The 17,966-nt window shown below is 35.8% G+C and carries 16 protein-coding genes; all 16 read left to right on the forward strand.

Annotated features, from left to right (window positions below):
- Positions 1 to 55: 55 nt before the first annotated feature.
- The 16 genes from YQ22_RS07150 (at position 56) to YQ22_RS07225 (ending at position 17,955) form a co-directional block, all read left to right on the forward strand.
- A complete protein-coding gene (locus YQ22_RS07150) occupies positions 56 to 922 on the forward strand; it encodes a DUF58 domain-containing protein (protein WP_071340638.1) in 867 nt (288 codons plus the stop codon).
- 5 nt (positions 923 to 927) lie between these two features.
- Positions 928 to 2,589: a hypothetical protein gene (locus YQ22_RS07155; RefSeq protein ID WP_071340639.1), complete on the forward strand. Its 1,662-nt coding sequence runs from the start codon at positions 928 to 930 to the stop codon at positions 2,587 to 2,589.
- Positions 2,590 to 3,588: a vWA domain-containing protein gene (locus YQ22_RS07160; protein ID WP_071340640.1), complete on the forward strand. Its 999-nt coding sequence runs from the start codon at positions 2,590 to 2,592 to the stop codon at positions 3,586 to 3,588. It abuts the gene before it with no gap.
- A gap of 1 nt (position 3,589) precedes the next feature.
- The gene (locus YQ22_RS07165; RefSeq protein ID WP_058104766.1) at positions 3,590 to 4,636 is read left to right on the forward strand and encodes a VWA domain-containing protein; all 1,047 of its coding nucleotides are present in this window, start codon (positions 3,590 to 3,592) and stop codon (positions 4,634 to 4,636) included.
- Positions 4,617 to 5,489, forward strand: coding sequence for a tetratricopeptide repeat protein (locus YQ22_RS07170; RefSeq protein ID WP_071340641.1), 873 nt, complete (start codon positions 4,617 to 4,619; stop codon positions 5,487 to 5,489). Before YQ22_RS07165 ends, YQ22_RS07170 begins: the two co-directional genes overlap by 20 nt.
- A gap of 59 nt (positions 5,490 to 5,548) precedes the next feature.
- Positions 5,549 to 7,273 (forward strand): BatD family protein, encoded by a 1,725-nt coding sequence (locus tag YQ22_RS07175; RefSeq protein ID WP_071340642.1) that lies wholly within the window; start codon positions 5,549 to 5,551, stop codon positions 7,271 to 7,273.
- A 2-nt stretch (positions 7,274 to 7,275) separates the two neighbouring features.
- Positions 7,276 to 8,037, forward strand: coding sequence for a tetratricopeptide repeat protein (locus YQ22_RS07180; protein WP_071340643.1), 762 nt, complete (start codon positions 7,276 to 7,278; stop codon positions 8,035 to 8,037).
- 59 nt (positions 8,038 to 8,096) lie between these two features.
- Positions 8,097 to 8,390 (forward strand): hypothetical protein, encoded by a 294-nt coding sequence (locus YQ22_RS07185; RefSeq protein ID WP_058104762.1) that lies wholly within the window; start codon positions 8,097 to 8,099, stop codon positions 8,388 to 8,390.
- A gap of 61 nt (positions 8,391 to 8,451) precedes the next feature.
- A complete protein-coding gene (locus YQ22_RS07190) occupies positions 8,452 to 10,044 on the forward strand; it encodes a SulP family inorganic anion transporter (RefSeq protein ID WP_071340644.1) in 1,593 nt (530 codons plus the stop codon).
- A gap of 136 nt (positions 10,045 to 10,180) precedes the next feature.
- Positions 10,181 to 10,810, forward strand: a complete 630-nt coding sequence (locus YQ22_RS07195; RefSeq protein WP_058104760.1) for a carbonic anhydrase family protein — start codon at positions 10,181 to 10,183, stop codon at positions 10,808 to 10,810.
- A gap of 205 nt (positions 10,811 to 11,015) precedes the next feature.
- On the forward strand, positions 11,016 to 12,035 hold the full coding sequence (pheS, locus tag YQ22_RS07200) for a phenylalanine--tRNA ligase subunit alpha (protein WP_071340645.1): 1,020 nt from the start codon (positions 11,016 to 11,018) through the stop codon (positions 12,033 to 12,035).
- Between the two features lie 9 nt (positions 12,036 to 12,044).
- Positions 12,045 to 12,440 (forward strand): hypothetical protein, encoded by a 396-nt coding sequence (locus tag YQ22_RS07205; RefSeq protein ID WP_071340646.1) that lies wholly within the window; start codon positions 12,045 to 12,047, stop codon positions 12,438 to 12,440.
- 49 nt (positions 12,441 to 12,489) lie between these two features.
- Positions 12,490 to 12,951 carry a hypothetical protein gene (locus tag YQ22_RS07210; protein WP_071340647.1) on the forward strand — a complete coding sequence of 154 codons (462 nt, stop codon included), beginning with the start codon at positions 12,490 to 12,492 and terminating at the stop codon, positions 12,949 to 12,951.
- A gap of 165 nt (positions 12,952 to 13,116) precedes the next feature.
- On the forward strand, positions 13,117 to 13,602 hold the full coding sequence (locus YQ22_RS07215; protein WP_232231347.1) for a GbsR/MarR family transcriptional regulator: 486 nt from the start codon (positions 13,117 to 13,119) through the stop codon (positions 13,600 to 13,602).
- A gap of 94 nt (positions 13,603 to 13,696) precedes the next feature.
- Positions 13,697 to 14,782 (forward strand): efflux RND transporter periplasmic adaptor subunit, encoded by a 1,086-nt coding sequence (locus YQ22_RS07220; RefSeq protein ID WP_071340649.1) that lies wholly within the window; start codon positions 13,697 to 13,699, stop codon positions 14,780 to 14,782.
- A 35-nt stretch (positions 14,783 to 14,817) separates the two neighbouring features.
- On the forward strand, positions 14,818 to 17,955 hold the full coding sequence (locus YQ22_RS07225) for an efflux RND transporter permease subunit (protein WP_071340650.1): 3,138 nt from the start codon (positions 14,818 to 14,820) through the stop codon (positions 17,953 to 17,955).
- The last annotated feature ends 11 nt before the right edge of the window (positions 17,956 to 17,966 follow it).

The following is a 17,966-nucleotide window of genomic DNA, read 5'->3' on the forward strand; positions in this document are numbered from 1 at the left end:
TTTTGTGCTGAACCAATGATACTTAAAACGGAAACTGTAAACTGTTTACCTTACAATGGATACCAAAGAGCTACTCAAAAAAGTACGTAAAATAGAGATTAAGACAAGACGTCTTTCTGATCATATATTTGGTGGGGAATACCACTCTACCTTTAAGGGTCGCGGTATGACGTTTAGTGAAGTACGGCAGTATCAATTTGGAGATGATGTTAGAAATATAGATTGGAACGTAACCGCTCGTTATAACGAACCCTACATTAAGGTCTTTGAAGAAGAAAGAGAGCTCACTATGATGCTAATGGTAGACATTAGTGGTTCAGAATTATTTGGTACTACCAATCAATTTAAAAATGAAATTGTGACGGAGATATCTGCCACTTTAGCTTTTAGCGCCTTACAAAACAATGATAAGGTAGGTGTAATATTATTCTCCGATCAAATAGAACTTTTTATTCCGCCCAAAAAAGGTAAAACGCATGTTCTGCGAATCATTAGGGAGTTATTGGAGTTTAAGCCTAAAAGTAATAAAACCAACATTGCCCAAGCGCTGAAATTTTTGAGCAGTGTTATGAAGAAAAAAGCCATTGTTTTTATGCTTTCTGATTTTATTGATGAAGGATATGAGAAAACTTTAAAGATTACAGGTAGCAAACATGATGTCACGGGTATCCGTATTTATGATGAGCGTGAAGAATCTATTCCCAACTTGGGCATGGTACAAATGGAAGATGCCGAAACGGGCAAATTGCAATTGGTGAATACCAAGTCTAAAAAAGTACGCAATGCCTATGCTGAGTTTCACAGAGAGCGTGTTACGTATTTCAAGGAGTCTTTTACAAAATCAGGTTGCGGTGTTTTAGACTGTAGGGTAGATGAAAGTTATGTGAAAAAATTATTGGGCTATTTTAAAAGAAGAGGTTGATACGAATGAGTTATACTAATAGAACAAATAAAATAGGTGTATCGTACTTTTTACGTGTATTACCCGTATTCGTATTTCTATTATGCGGCTCTAAAATGAGCGCTCAAGAAAGTCCACGAATATCCACTGAGATAGATACAACTTTTATAAAAATAGGTGAGCAGGTTCAATGGAAGGTTACCGTAAATATAGATTCTACAGACTTTGTAATTTTTCCTGAAGGACAAACATTTTCGCCATTGGAAACCGTAGAAGCCTTTGCAACGGATACCACTAGAAATAAGGATCGGCTTACGCTCCAAAAAATATACGCATTAACCCAATTTGATTCCGGCGCCTATAAATTACCTTCTCAACGTATTGACATCAACGGTACAGGTTTTATGACCGATTCTTCTTTGATCAATGTAGCTACAGTTCCTGTAGATACCCTGAATCAGAAAATGTATGACATAAAACCAATAATCAATGTAGAAAAAAGTAATTATAACTTTTGGAAATACCTACTTATCGGTCTTTTGATCCTATTGATTTTAGGAGCACTTTTCTACTGGTTCGTCTTACGCAAAAAACCATTGACCGAAGAAGAAAAAGTAGCACTGTTACCACCATACGACAGGGCATTACTTGAACTTAAGAAGTTAGAAAACTCCAAGTATTTAATTCAAGATGAATACAAGCAATATTATTCTGAATTAACCACCATTGTACGTTCATACTTAGAAGAAGATGCCCACGTAACTGCTTTAGAGAGTACCACCGGTCAACTGATCGAAAAGTTAGAACTTCTAAAGGATGCTGGAGAATTAAAACTAGATGATGATACCATAAAACAGTTTCAACAAATTTTACAAACGGCAGATTTAGTAAAATTCGCAAAGAATAAACCTTCTACATCTGTTGCTGAACAAGATCGAAAACTGGTTGAGCAAATTGTAGAAAAAACACACGAGGCTTTACCTGAACCTACAGAAGAAGAATTACTGGAGCAAGCTGAATACCAAGAAGAATTAGAGCGAAAGGCAAAAAAGAAAAAAATACAAATTGCAGTAATATCCGCAGTAGCCGTAATATTGATAGGTATTACCATTGCCGGTGTTAAATTTGGTTTCGGTTATTTAAAAGACACTGTTCTGGGCCACCCAACAAAAGAGCTTTTAGAAGGTGAATGGGTACAAAGTAGCTATGGTTTTCCGCCAATACAATTAGAAACCCCACAAGTACTGGTACGCCAAAAGATAAAATTACCGGCAGAAGCAAAAGCTGCCATAGCGGATATCCAAGCTTTTGAATATAGAAGTCCAATTGCACTTTTTAACATTGGTACAACCAGCATCACTTTAGCACAACAAGATATAGAACCAGAATTTGATAAGACCATTGAACAAATACTATCAAATTTTGAAAGTCATGGAGCTAAGAACATCATTACCAAACAAAAGGAATTTAGCACTATTAGCGGGGTAAAAGGTGTTAAGGTTTTTGGTAGTGGCAAGTTTCCTATGCCCGGATCGGAAGAATTAATTGATGGCGAATATGCAGTATTACTTTTTGGCGGAAAAGGCTTTCAACAATATGTAATACTCACCTGGTTAGAAGAAGACACATACGCACAAGAAATAGTAGACCGTATTTTAACATCGGTAGAAGTAAAAACAGAAGCATAAATGTTCGATAATATATCATTTGCAAATCCTGATTTCTTTTGGCTGTTCCTATTACTGCCATTGGCAATTGTGTGGTATATCTTTAAACAAAAAGAGCAAACTGCATCACTACGAATTTCTAGTGCCAAAGGATTTAGCCATAACAGTATTTTACCAAAACTTAAACCAGCACTTTTCTTATTAAGATTACTGGCTTTGGGCGCCCTTATAGTTGCGCTGGCAAGACCACAGACCGAGGATATTTCTACCAGAACAAAAACTACAAAGGGTATTGATATTGTTATGGCCATAGACGTGTCTTCAAGTATGTTGGCACGCGATCTAAAACCCAATAGATTATCGGCATTAAAGAAAGTTGCCGCAGATTTTATAAAGGAGAGACCAAACGATCGTATCGGTCTTGTTGTATATGCCGGTGAAGGTTACACAAAAACACCTATTACCACAGACAAATCTATAGTGCTCAATGCGCTGTCTGAAATTACTTATGGGCAATTGGACGACGGTACTGCCATTGGTATGGGGCTGGCAACCTCTGTAAACCGACTTAAAGAGAGTACGGCAAAAAGTAAAATTATCATTTTATTGACCGATGGTGTAAACAATTCTGGTTTTATAGAGCCGCAGACGGCTGCAGACCTAGCTATTGAATTTGGCATTAAAACGTATACCATTGGCTTAGGGACAAATGGAAATGCGCTTTCCCCTATTGCTTATAACGCAGATGGTTCTTTTAGATATGGCATGAGACAAGTAGAAATCGATGAAAATCTTCTAAAAGATATTGCAAGTGCTACGGGCGGTAGATATTTTAGAGCTACGGACAATGAGTCATTGGAAGAAATCTACGATGAGATCAATAAGTTAGAAAAAACCGAAGTAGAAGAATTTAAATATTATCGTTACGAAGAGAAATTTAGATTTTGGGCACTTTTAGCACTAGGGTTGCTTTTGTTAGAATGGATATTAAGAAACACGGTATTTAGAAGCTTTGTATAATATGATACAGTACGACGAAAAAATATATTTCTATTTGCTCATTATCATTCCGGTGATAGTGGTACTGTTCCTTTTGTTACTGGTTTGGAAAAAGAGAACACAGAAAAAATTTGCCAATACCGATCTATTAAAAAGGCTAACGCCTAACCGTTCATACAATAAAGGTGGTATTAAACTTGTGGTATTTATATTGGCCTTGGCTTTATTGATCATTGGTTTGGTCAACCCTAAAATTGGCACGAAACTAGAAACCGTTAAACGCGAAGGGGTAGATATTGTTTTTGCTGTTGATGTCAGTAAAAGTATGCTGGCAGAAGACATTGCCCCCAATCGTTTGGAGAAGGCCAAACGTTTGGTCTCCGAAATTATCAACCAACTGGCAAGCGATAGAATAGGTATAATTGCCTATGCTGGTCAAGCCTACCCGCAACTACCTATTACCACTGATTATGGTGCTGCAAAGATGTTTTTGCAAAGTATGAATACAGATATGCTAACATCACAAGGTACGGCAATTGACCAAGCTATTGAATTGGCCACTACGTACTACGATGATGCCGAACAAACCAACCGGGTTCTATTTATAATTTCTGACGGTGAAGATCACTCAGAAGGATCAACTATAGACGCTGTTGAAGATGCTGCAGATGAAGGTATCATTATTTATACTATAGGTGTTGGTAAAGAAAAAGGAGCTCCTATACCCATTAAAAGAAACGGTATACTAGAAAGCCTGAAGAAAGATAGTCAAGGTGAAACCGTAATTACAAAATTAAACGAGAGTGTTCTAGTAGATATAGCAAGTGAAGGTGACGGACAATATATTGACGGGTCTAACACTGATGCTGCCGTAGAGTTCATAAAAGAAGAATTGTTGAAAATGGATAAAAAAGAATTTGAAGCCAAACAATTCGCAGAATATAAAGATCAGTTTCAATGGTTTATTGGCGGGGCACTATTGCTTCTCTTTTTAGATATTTTTATCTTGGACCGCAAGACAAGCTGGTTAAAGAAACTCAATTTGTTCAATGAGAAAAGAAATGAATAACACAAGCACAATTTTAGTATTACTTCTTGTTTGCTTTTCATCTTTTGCTCAAGAGGTAGACGAGAAGGAAAAAGAAAAAGCTTTAAGGTTATCTACCAATCTAACTTGGGATGGTAACAAGGCTTTATCAGAAGACAATTTTATTGCCGCCGAAGTAGATTACAGAAAAGCGATTTCCAAAAGCCCAGATAATAGCGCCGCACCCTATAATTTAGGTAATGCTTATTATAATAATGAAACGTATAATGAAGCATTTAGCAGGTTTAAGGAAGCTGGTGAAACCTCTACCTCCAAAGATGAGAAACACAAAGCCTACCATAATATGGGCAATGTTTTCATGAAACGTAAGGATTACGCTAAAGCTGTTGAAGCATATAAAGAAGCATTGCGTAACGATCCAACCGATGAGGAAACCCGTTATAACCTAGCTTTGGCAAAAGAGCTTCTTAAAAAAGATCAAGACGAAAATAAACAGAACCAAGACGATAAGGACAAGGACAAAGAAGATCAAGACGAGAATAAAGATCAAGACAAAAAGGACGAAGGAGAAAACGAGGATAAGAAAGATCAAGGTGAAGACGGTGACAAGGGTGATGAAGGGGACCAAGACGAAGAGAAAAAAGACGATAATAGTGAAGGTGACGGGGACAATAATTCTGATCAGCAAAAAAAGCCTGAACAAGGTGATGGAGAAAATGAACAGAACCAACAACAACCCAGACCTAACCAACTTTCCAAGCAACAAGTTGAGAACTTATTAAGGGCAATGCAAAATGCCGAGAAAAAGGTTCAAGATAAAATTGATGCCAAGAAAGTAAAAGGTGCTAAAATTAAAAACGAAAAGGATTGGTAGACTTTAAGTCCATAACTAAACTAGGGTTAGTATTAACCATTTTTCTATCATCTGTTTTGATGATGGCCCAAGGCAGTAATGACGTTACTTTTGAAATGAAGTTGAGCAAACCAAAGCTTGGCATCAATGAAAGGTTAAGGGTAGACTTTGTCATGAACCGTGATGGCGATAATTTTAGCCCTCCGGACTTTACTGGTTTCAAAGTTATTATGGGTCCGTCGCAATCTATAAGTTCATCTTGGATCAACGGGGTTAGAAGTTATTCCAAATCATATTCATATACATTGGCACCTACCGCCAGGGGTAAGTTTACCATAAAACAAGCTACTATTGTTATTGGTGGTGAAACCTATAAATCACTAGCACAAGATGTTGAAGTTACTGCCGCGGTAGACAAACCAAACGATCAAATGACCGCTGATGATATAGCCGATGAAAATTTACATTTAGTTGCAGAAGTCTCTAAATCCAACCCATATTTAAACGAAGCTATTACGGTTATTTACAAGTTGTATGTGAGTCCTAACATTAGTGTATCCAACTATCAACCGTTGGACAATCCTACTTACAATAATTTTTGGAGCCAAGACATTAAAGTGAATGCCCTAAGTGCCCAAAATGGCACATATAAGGGAAAACCTTATCGCTATGTTATATTAAAACGTGTAGTATTGTATCCCCAAAAATCCGGTAAACTAGATATAGAACCCTTATCCCTAGATGTTACCGTAGACGTACCCACAGGAAGAAGAGATTTCTTTGGCCAGCGTATGTACGCTCAAACAAATAAAACCGTATCTGCCGGTAATAGGACTATTAATGTGAAACCTTTACCATTAGATAATCAGCCCGCCAATTTTAACGGCGCCGTTGGCGATTTTGATTTTGCCGTAACTACTAGTAAAACAAGTTTAAATGCCTCTGAATCTTTGCAAGCTACCGTAGAAGTTAGTGGAAAAGGAAATCTTAAACTGTTTAAGCTTCCTGAACTTGAACTTCCAAGTGCCTTAGAAGTTTATGAGCCAGAATTTACAGAAGGGGTCAGAACTACATTAGCCGGCATGCAGGGTAAGGTAAGCAACCAATATACCATTGTACCATCATTTAGAGGAAAATACCCTATTCCATCTTTAAACTTTAGCTATTTTAATCCATCAACAGGTAAATATGCCACACTTACCTCAGATGAAATAGTAATCAATGTTTTAGAAGGACCTCTAAGCGCATCTTCCAATGCTTCTGCTTCTACCAATAATCAAAAACAATCGGTTGTCGCCAGTGGAAATCAATTCAATTTTATTAAGTTGAATCCTAATTTAACCGGAAAAGGTTATTCATATTTCTTTGGTTCCACCTCATTTTACCTTTGGTTGTTATGCCCATTATTATTAATCCCTATTGCAATAGTATTTAGAAAGAAGAGAGATGCAATGGCCGGCGATATTGTAGGTAATAAAATAAGAAAGGCAAACAAATTGGCACGTAAATATTTATCTGCGGCCAGAAAAGAATTGGGTAACAAAGACTCCTTTTATATTGCCTTAGAAAGAGCTCTTCATAATTACCTGAAAGCCAAGTTAAAAATTGAGACCTCAGAGTTCAGTAAAGATAAAATTACCGAATTACTTACTGAAAAAAATATAGACCCTACCACTGTTGATAGTTTTATAGCATTACTTAAAAACTGCGAAGCTGCTAGGTACAGTCCTTTTTCAAATGTACAGATGCAGGCAGATTATGATAAAGCGAGCGAAGTAATTTCTATAATGGATAAACAATTATAAACATGTTCAAAAAGCTAGTTACTCTTATTGGCCTATTTATGGTTCTACTGTGTACCGCTCAGAACAATCAATTGTTTGAGCAGGCTACCGAAGCATATAATGCGGGAGATTATGGGAAAGCGGTAAGTTTTTATAACAATATCCTGGATAATGGTAAGCATTCATCTGCCCTGTACTATAACCTGGGTAATGCTTATTACAAACAAAATAAGATTGCAGAAAGTATCTATTTCTATGAAAAAGCCCTGCTACTATCGCCAAATGATCAAGAAATAAAAACCAATCTTAGCTATGCTCAAAATATGACCATAGACGCTATTGATACCATGCCCGAGACTGGTTTGGCTAGACTTTATAAAAACGTTACCGGTAAACTAACCTTTGACCAATGGGCATATTTGGGAATAACCTTCATGATCCTTTTTGTACTACTTTATATTTTATTCTATTATTCCAACTATTCAACTAGAAAAAGATTTACGTTTATTGGTAGTTTACTCGCACTGTTTTTCTGTATAATTTCGGTATTGTTTGCTTACGTGCAAAGAGCTGATTTTGACAAAGACCAACCAGCAATTGTTTTTGCAGAAGAGAGTACCGTTAAAGCGGAACCCAATACCACCAGCGCTGAAGTTTTTGTAATACATGCCGGTACAAAGGTGAATGTTCTAGACCAATTGGAAGACTGGAAAAAAATTAAACTAACGGACGGTAAAACGGGTTGGTTACCGCAAGATGATATAAGATTCTTAAAGGATTTTTAGTACCTTGTTAACAGTTTATACCCGTTTGGGTACTATCTTTACCTTTCTTATTTTAGTATATGCAATTAATCGCACGTTTAACTCTTTTAATATTTTGGCTTTTTGCAATTACTGCACCAAGCATTATTACCCTGTGCGATGTTGAAAACCCTATTGTTATTACCAATTTAAACGAAGAAGAGCAAGAATCGGGTAAAAAATCCTTAGGGGAAGAAAAATTTGTAAATGAAAATTTTATTGATTTTTCATTCATTTCAATTTATGAAAATTCCGTAATTGGAAACAACAATAAAATAGGATATCTAGATTTATATTTAGAAGTCTTTTCACCCCCGCCAGATTATATTAGTTAATTGTACCGTTTTCAATATTTTAACTAATCTGCCCTTAGTTTAGGGCAAAATTTTGTATTTCATGTTCAAACATATTAAAAGTGATATTCCAGCGAGTATCGTTGTATTTTTCGTTGCGCTACCTTTATGTTTAGGTATTGCATTAGCTAGTGGAGCTCCTTTATTTTCAGGATTAATTGCCGGTATAATTGGAGGTGTCGTAGTCGGCGGACTTAGTGGCTCTAAAATTGGCGTTAGTGGTCCTGCTGCCGGATTAGCGGCAATAGTACTTACTGCCATTGGCACTCTGGGCGGTTATCAAAATTTCTTGGTTGCCGTGGTTTTAGGTGGAATTATCCAAATTATTTTCGGTGTTTTAAAAGCAGGTGTTATTGGTTATTATTTTCCGTCTTCTGTTATTAAAGGTATGCTTACCGGTATAGGTATCATTATTATATTAAAACAGATTCCTCACTTTTTTGGATATGACGCCGACCCAGAAGGTGATTGGGCATTTTTTCAAGTTGATGGAGAGAACACCTTTTCAGAAATTCTAAATACTATCAACAATATAAGTCCGGGTGCAACCCTTATTGCCATTATAGGACTATCTATTTTGTTACTATGGGATAAGGTGCTGTCTAAAAAAGGAAAAATCTTCCAATTGGTACAAGGTCCTTTGGTAGCGGTTGCCGTTGGTATTATATTTTATATCATCACCCAAGATAGTGAAGTACTTGGTATATCTAAAGATCATTTGGTGAGTGTTCCAGTTCCTGAAGATGCAGCATCATTTATTGGTCAGTTCAGTTTTCCAAACTTTAGTGCCATAACCAATCCGCAGGTATGGGTAACAGGATTTACCATTGCCTTGGTAGCAAGTTTAGAAACATTACTGTGTGTTGAGGCTACGGATAAGTTAGATCCACATAAAAATGTTACCCCAACAAACAGAGAATTATTAGCACAAGGTACCGGTAACATCATATCTGGATTGATCGGTGGTTTGCCTATTACACAGGTAATTGTTCGTAGTTCCGCGAACATTCAATCTGGTGGTAGAACCAAATTATCGGCTATCATACATGGATTCTTATTGTTGATTTCGGTGATTTTAATACCAACTTTGTTGAATATGATTCCGCTATCGGTTTTAGCTGCAATTTTATTTATTGTAGGTTTTAAACTAGCAAAACCATCGCTATTCATGAAAATGTACAAACTTGGCTGGAAACAATCTATTCCATTTTTTGTAACCGTATTAGGTATCGTATTTACGGATTTACTGATAGGTATTAGTTTAGGTCTTGCAGTTGGTATTATCGTTATTCTTTTAAAAAATTACCAAAACTCTCATTTTTTGCATATTGAAGATAATAGTGATGGTAAAAATAAAATAAAAATGACTTTAGCAGAAGAAGTGACTTTTATTAACAAAGGAGCTATTTTAAAAGAACTTGACAGTTTACCAGAAGGCACCTACCTAGAATTGGATGTTATGAAAACTAGATATTTAGATTATGATATCATTGAAATTTTAGAGGATTTTAGCCTAAAGGCAAAGGAGAGAAATATTGATATTAAGTTAATTTCCAAAAGAGGTGTGGTTGAAAACCCTCCTAGCTATATTGAGTTTTTTAAGCAAAAACCAAAATCTAATTTAAGCTTAAGTTAAACAGTACCTTTAACACACAATAAAAAATAATGTCCATATGACTTACCCAAACTTTATAAACGCTTAAGTTTATAACGCTATTATAGCAGTAGTATTAGGAAGAAATTACTGGACAAATTAAAATATTAAAAACATTATGAAAGCACATACTAAAGAAACACAGGCTACAATGACTCCTGAAAAGTCATTAACTTTTTTAAAGGAAGGCAATGAAAGATTTCAAAACAACCTTAAAGCAAACAGAAATCTGTTAGAGCAGGTAAATGATACTAGTGAAGGACAATTTCCATTTGCAACCATATTAAGTTGTATTGACTCTAGAGTTTCTGCAGAACTGGTTTTCGACCAAGGACTTGGCGATATATTCAGTGTTAGAATTGCAGGTAATTTTGTAAACGAAGATATTCTTGGTAGCATGGAATTCGGTTGCAAATTAGCCGGAACCAAATTAATTGTTGTTCTAGGACATACCAGTTGTGGTGCCATCAAGGGAGCTTGTGATCACGCAAGGCTAGGAAACCTAACGGCATTGATCAATAAAATTGAACCAGCTGTAGAAGCCGTAACTGAACCAGCAGATGAAAGCATTAGAAATTCAAAAAATTTAGAATTTGTAGATAAAGTAGCAGCTAAAAACGTGGAGTTAACTATAGAGAATATAAGAAAACAAAGCCCGGTACTTGCAGAAATGGAAGAAAACGGAGAAATTAAGATTGTAGGTGCTATGTATGATATTGCTTCTGGAGCTGTAGAATTTTATGCATAACCGCAAATACATTTTAACAAAGTATTTAAAAAAAACCGATGTACATACATCGGTTTTTTTTATTAATGAATGTTCTATCTACATTTTTAATATAAAGGTATTTGTATCATTTTAATTCTATAAACTCTACTTAACCTATATAAACAGCCAAAAACATATTAAACCTCTTGTAAAAGTTTTAAATTTGCGGCTTTAATCAACATTTATGATTGATAATATAAAGAAAGAAATTGCCACAGTAGCTTCGTTCACAGCAGATAATATTGACGCTGTTGAGACATTTAGAATTAAATATCTTGGTAAAAAGGGTATTCTTAATGACTTTTTTGCTGAATTTAAAAATGTACCCAATGAACAAAAAAAGGAATTTGGGCAAACCATTAACGAACTTAAGCAAGCTGCAACCGCAAAAGTTGAGGAATTAAAAGAGACCTTAGAGAATTCAAAAACAGATGAGCAGTTATATGGTGATTTGACTAGACCAGGCAATCCTATTGAATTAGGATCGCGCCATCCAATATCTATTGTAAAGAATAGAATCATTGATATTTTCTCAAGAATAGGTTTTAATGTTTCAGAAGGTCCTGAAATTGAAGATGATTGGCATAATTTCACCGCATTGAACTTACCGGAATATCATCCGGCAAGAGATATGCAAGATACATTCTTTGTACAAACTGATCCAGATATACTATTGCGTACCCATACCTCATCAGTTCAAGTACGTTATATGGAAAATAATAAGCCGCCTATACGAACTATTTCTCCTGGAAGAGTATATAGAAACGAAGCCATTTCGGCTAGATCACACTGCTTCTTTCATCAAGTTGAAGGCTTATATATAGATAAAGATGTCTCTTTTGCGGATCTAAAACAGACACTTCAATATTTTACCTCTGAACTTTTTGGGAAATCTAAAATTAGACTAAGACCTTCATATTTTCCATTTACTGAACCTAGTGCAGAAGTAGATGTTTATTGGGGATTAGAATCCGAGGCAGACTATAGAATAACCAAAGGTACAGGTTGGTTAGAAATTGGTGGCTGTGGTATGGTTGATCCAAATGTATTGACCAACTGTAAAATTGACCCCAATGAATATTCTGGCTTTGCTTTTGGCGTAGGTATAGATCGTATTGCTATGCTTTTACATCAAATCACCGACATTCGTTTATTAAGTGAAAACGATGTTAGATTTTTAGAACAATTTAAAAGCGCCCTGTAAAACCATTACGTGAAAAAAGATATTGAAATACCGGTTGCCAAAGATGTGCATGTTGCCATGATCCGTGAATGGAACAAAGAGTTTTTGGATAAAGATTGGAATGCCTATATCATTAACGATCGCACCACACCTATTGAGATGACCATGGTCGTTTCAAAAGGATATGATAAAGATCGTAAATCTTCAACTATGAGACATGGCATTGGTGATATGCAACCAAAGTCGTTTAGAAAAATTGAAGTTGTTCAAGAAGATGTTCTAGGTTTGAACAATGAATTTTTTGTCACATTTTATGCCGATAATAAATTGTACGAAAAACGTTTTGTGTTTGAAAAAAATACGGTTAAAGAAAATAATTTAGTCCAAATTCAGCTTATTGATAAAGAAGGGATAATGGCTAAATAATAGGTTCTAAAGCAACCAACGCTGTTCGTTGGCGTCTTATGAATAAAAAATGAACCTAAAAACGGCAATTCTATTTGTTTTACTTATTATAAACTATAGTTGTAATATTTCTCAAGAAGGAACTGATTGCTCTTTAGTAGATTGTGCCATTGAACAGTGGTTTTCAATTGAACTGGTTGATGCCAGTGGCAATAATTTAATTACTAATGGTACCTACTCACTTTCTGAAATTTCAATAAACTATAATGAATCTGAAATAGATGTAATACCTTTTAATTCAAACGATTTTCTAAATTTTATTGTAGATAATAAAGGCGGAGAAAACACTTATAGCATCATTTTTTCAGATTCTGAAATTGATACATTAACCCTTAATCTTGTGGAATTGAATCAAACATCTGAGTGCTGTGGTCCTTACTTTGATATAGAAACCGCTACTTATAATACAACTGACTACGAAGTTTTACCTAACGAGAACCGTAATTTTTTTAAAATCACCGTAGTCAAATAACAATGGTAAATACTGTAGCATACTACTATTAAAAGCCTACACAACAGATAGTTATTTAAATTATATTCTACCAAATACCGCACAAAATATAATTTTAACACTTTTTAAGTTCTTTTGGTTTGTTTTCTACCGAACTAATAATACCTTTGTGCTTTTAAATTAAGAATGATGAACAAAGAACAAAGCAAACAAGTGTTAATTGAGGAGTTAGGAGTATACTTTGAGACAGAGTATGACCTACCCCCACTTGCTGCCAGAATATTTGCAAATCTTGTGGTAACCGATGAAGATGGATTAACGTTTGATGATTGCCTTGAAAAAAGAGGTGCCAGCAAAAGTTCTATTTCCACATCTTTAAACCTTTTACAACAAATTGGTTTTATCAACTATTTCACTAAATCTGGTGATCGTAAACGTTATTTTAAAGTTTCAGAAAAGGATGCATTCTTTAGTAACAAATTAAAACAATCATTAAAAAAATTAGAAACTGAATGCAAAATGATTGATAAAGTCGCTGAATATAACAAAGAGCACAACATTACAAAATATGAGGAAAACAAAGAGAAAAAAGAAATCTACCTTAACTGTTTAGAAGAAACTAGAAAGATTTTTAAACAAACTATTAATAATCTTAAAAAATTAGATGGCTAATTTTTTTATTTAATTAGTTCGTTTATTACCGAACTTACAGAATTAACAAAACCTTAACACGCAAAAACAATCATACAAACAACAACTATCTATCATGAAAAAATTATCGATTATAGGAATATTAAGTTCTGCTCTACTATTGAGCTCTTGCTTTGGCTCATCTGAGCAACCGGCACAAGGTGCTACGGCACCACCGCCACCTAGTTTAAAAGTAGCGGCTCTCAGCCCCGAAACAATTACCGTTTACAACGAATTTTCAACCACCTTAGAAGGAAAGCAAAATGTTGAAATATGGCCAAAAGTATCGGGATTTGTACAAGAAGTCTATGTTGAAGAAGGCCAGAAGATAAAAAAAGGACAATTACTTTTTAAATTAGAAACCCAAACCTTAAACCAAGATGCCAATGCTGCCAAGGCTTCTGTTAACGTAGCACAAGTAGAAGTAAATAAACTGAAGCCTCTTGTTGAAAAGAACATTATCAGTGAAGTTCAATTAGAAACGGCAAAAGCTCAATTGGCGCAAGCCAAAGCCAACTATGAAAGTGTAGCTTCCAATATTGGCTATTCTAGAATAACCAGTCCTGTTGACGGTTATATTGGCGAAATTCCATTTAAAGTAGGGGCATTGGTCAGCTCTAATATGACCCAGCCTTTGACTACAGTTTCTGATATTAGTGAGGTACGTGCATATTTTTCCTTAAATGAAAAAGAGCTTTTGAAGCTTAAGGAGTCTATGCCTAAAAATGAGAAGAACCAAATGGACCTTAGCCAAGCTCCTAAAGTATCTTTAATTATGATCAACGGCGAAGAATATCCCGAAGAAGGAAAAATTGCAATGATTAATAACATTATTAATAGTTCAACGGGCAGTGTTACCGCTAGAGCGGATTTTGACAATAAAAACAACATGCTAAGCAGTGGTAGTACCGGTAAAATTAAATTACCCACAGTTTATGAAAATGCATTTGAAATTCCACAATCTGCTACCATAGATTTACAGGGTAAAAAACTAGTTTACATTCTTAAGGATGATAACACAGTAACCACAAAACCGTTGAACATTATTGCAAATACGCAGCATGGTTTTATCATTAAGAACGGATTGGAACCAGGAACACAAATTGTTCTTGAAGGTGTTACAAAAATTAAAGACGGTATGACCATTTCTCCGGTTAAATAAACATCCGCTATTTCATAATACATAAATAAAGAACAATGTTTCAAAAATTTATTGATCGGCCCGTACTATCTACGGTTATATCGATTATTATAGTAATTCTAGGTGTCTTAGGTTTAAGTACTTTACCTATTGAGGAATATCCAGAAATTGCACCGCCAACAGTACAGGTAACTAGTACTTACACGGGTGCCAACGCAGAGACCGTACTAAAAAGTGTAGTAGTACCATTAGAAGAACAGATAAACGGTGTGGAAGACATGCTGTATATGACATCTAATGCCAGTAACGATGGTAGTGCCACCATAAACGTCTACTTTAAATTAGGAACCGATCCAGATATTGCGGCGGTTAACGTTCAAAATAGAGTAGCTAGAGCAAATAGTGTATTACCACAAGCTGTAATACAAACAGGTGTAATTACGCAAAAGTCACAAACAAGTGCACTACTGTTCTTTTCATTATTTTCAGAAAATGATAATTATGATGCTACGTTCGTAGAAAACTATGCTCGTATTAACCTAGTACCTAAGCTTCAACGTATAGAAGGTGTGGGTAACGTAACGGTTTTTGGTGCCAAAGATTATTCTATGCGTATTTGGCTAGACCCAGCTAAGATGGCCGCCTATAAGCTTATGCCTTCTGATATTCAAGCAGCCTTAAATGAACAAAACCTTGAAGCAGCAACTGGTAAAATCGGTGAAAATGCGGATGGTGTTTATGAATATGTTCTTAAATATAAAGGTAGACTTTCTGAAGAAGCAGAATATGAGGACATCATTATTAGAGCTCAAGAAAACGGACAGTTTTTACGCTTAAAAGATGTTGCAGAGGTAGAATTAGGAGCATTTAATTACGGTACCAAAAATGAAGGTATGGGTAACCCTGGAACAGCAGTTGGGGTTTTTCAAACCTCCGGGTCAAATGCAAACGAAATTATTGACCAAATACAGTCTATATTACAAGAGAGTCAACCAGATTTTCCTGACGGATTAGATTATGTAATTCCATATAACACAAAAGACTTCTTAAGTGCCTCAATAGAGCACGTAGTACAAACCTTAATTGAAGCTTTTTTACTTGTATTCTTGGTTGTATTCTTGTTCTTACAAGATTTCAGATCCACCTTAATTCCCGCAATTGCGGTACCTGTGGCCATTATAGGAACATTCTTCTTCCTATCCCTCTTTGGGTATTCCATTAACATGTTGACCTTGTTCGCTATGATTTTGGCTATTGGTATTGTTGTAGATGATGCCATTGTAGTCGTAGAGGCGGTTCACGCTAAAATGGAGGAAGGTGCCACCAATGCAAAAACGGCAACGAAATCTGCGATGTCCGAAATATCCGGTGCCATTATTTCCATTACTTTGGTAATGTCAGCAGTATTTATTCCGGTATCATTCATTAGTGGTTCTTCTGGGGTATTCTACCAACAATTTGGTATTACATTAGCCATCGCCATATTAATTTCAGCAGTTAACGCTTTGACTTTGAGTCCGGCATTAGCAGCACTGTTTTTAAAACCACACAATCCATCAGAAGAACATAAAAAAGGATTGAAGCAACGTTTCTTTACAGCCTTTAACACCGGTTTTGACACTATAACCGACAAATATGTAGGATCCGTAAAAGTATTTGCCAAAAATAAATGGCTTACCATTGGTAGTTTAGTAGTATTCACGGTATTAACCATTTACATGTTTAAGACCACACCTACCGGGTTTATACCAAATGAGGATAAAGGAATCATTTTTGCCGATGTTACTATGCCTCCTGGTACTACATTGGAAGAAACACAAAAAACCGTTAAGCAATTAGATTCTATTTATGAATCAATGGATATTGTTAAAGCAAGAATGAACATTACCGGTTTTAGTATATTAAACAGTGTTAACGGGGGTTCTTACGGCTTCTCTGTAATTCGTTTACAAGATTGGGAAGAAAGAACAGAACCTTCACAAACTGTAGAGGCTACCATTGGCCAGCTTTTTGCTAAAACAGCAGGGTTAAAAAATGCCCGTATCTTTTTCTTTACACCTCCAGCGGTTAGAGGTTTTGGTAACTCGGCCGGTTTTGAGCTGAATCTACAGAATAAAGATGCAGAAGATTGGCAGTCTATTGGTCAAACGACCAATGAGTTTTTGGCAGCTTTAAATGCACGTCCGGAAGTTCAATATGCTATTACTTCCTTTAACCCTAATTTCCCACAATATGAGCTGCAAGTAGATATTGAAAAAACCAAGTCTGCAGGTTTAGCAGTAACCGATGTATTCAATGCTATGCAAGGATATTATGGAGGGCTGTATACTACCGACTTTAATAAGTTTGGTAAGCAATATCGTGTCATGATACAGGCTAAACCCGAAGATAGGGCGAATGAGGAGTCACTGAACCACATCTTTGTGACCAATGCCAACGGAGAATCTGTTGCGGTGTCTCAATTTGTATCGCTACAAAAAATATATGGTCCTGAAATTGTTAGTAGATTCAACTTACTGAATTCTGTAAAGATTAACGGTGCCATGAACCCAGGTTATAGTACCGGTGATGCCATTACCGCTATAGAAGAAGTGTCTGCTCAGGTATTGCCCAATAATTACACCTATGAATACTCCGGACTTACCAAAGAAGAGAATAGCGCTGGTAGTCAAACCATCATCATATTTATTTTGAGTTTGGTATTCGTGTATTTCTTGTTAAGTGCACAGTATGAATCCTATATACTGCCATTCTCCATTTTATTATCGCTTCCGGTAGGTATTGCAGGTGCCATTGGGTTTGTTAGCCTGTTTGGACTAGAAAACAATATTTATTTTCAAATTGCATTGATCATGCTGATCGGTCTGCTATCTAAAAATGCCATTCTAATAGTTGAGTTTGCGCTTCAGCGTAGAAAGCACGGCATGTCAATAATGGAATCTGCCATTGATGGTGCAAAAGCAAGGCTTAGACCAATTTTAATGACATCCTTTGCTTTTATCCTTGGTCTTTTACCATTGGCACTATCCAGTGGAATAGGCGCAGTAGGTAACAGGTCTATTGGTATGAGTGCCGTTGGCGGTATGTTGATCGGTACCATTTTCGGTGTATTCGTAATACCTGCGCTATATGTCATTTTCCAATCTATTCAAGAAAGATTTACCGGTGCTCCAAAAGAAGCCATAGAAAAATAAAGAACTATAGA

This window comes from Maribacter sp. 1_2014MBL_MicDiv, assembly GCF_001865655.1.
Taxonomy (GTDB): domain Bacteria; phylum Bacteroidota; class Bacteroidia; order Flavobacteriales; family Flavobacteriaceae; genus Maribacter; species Maribacter dokdonensis.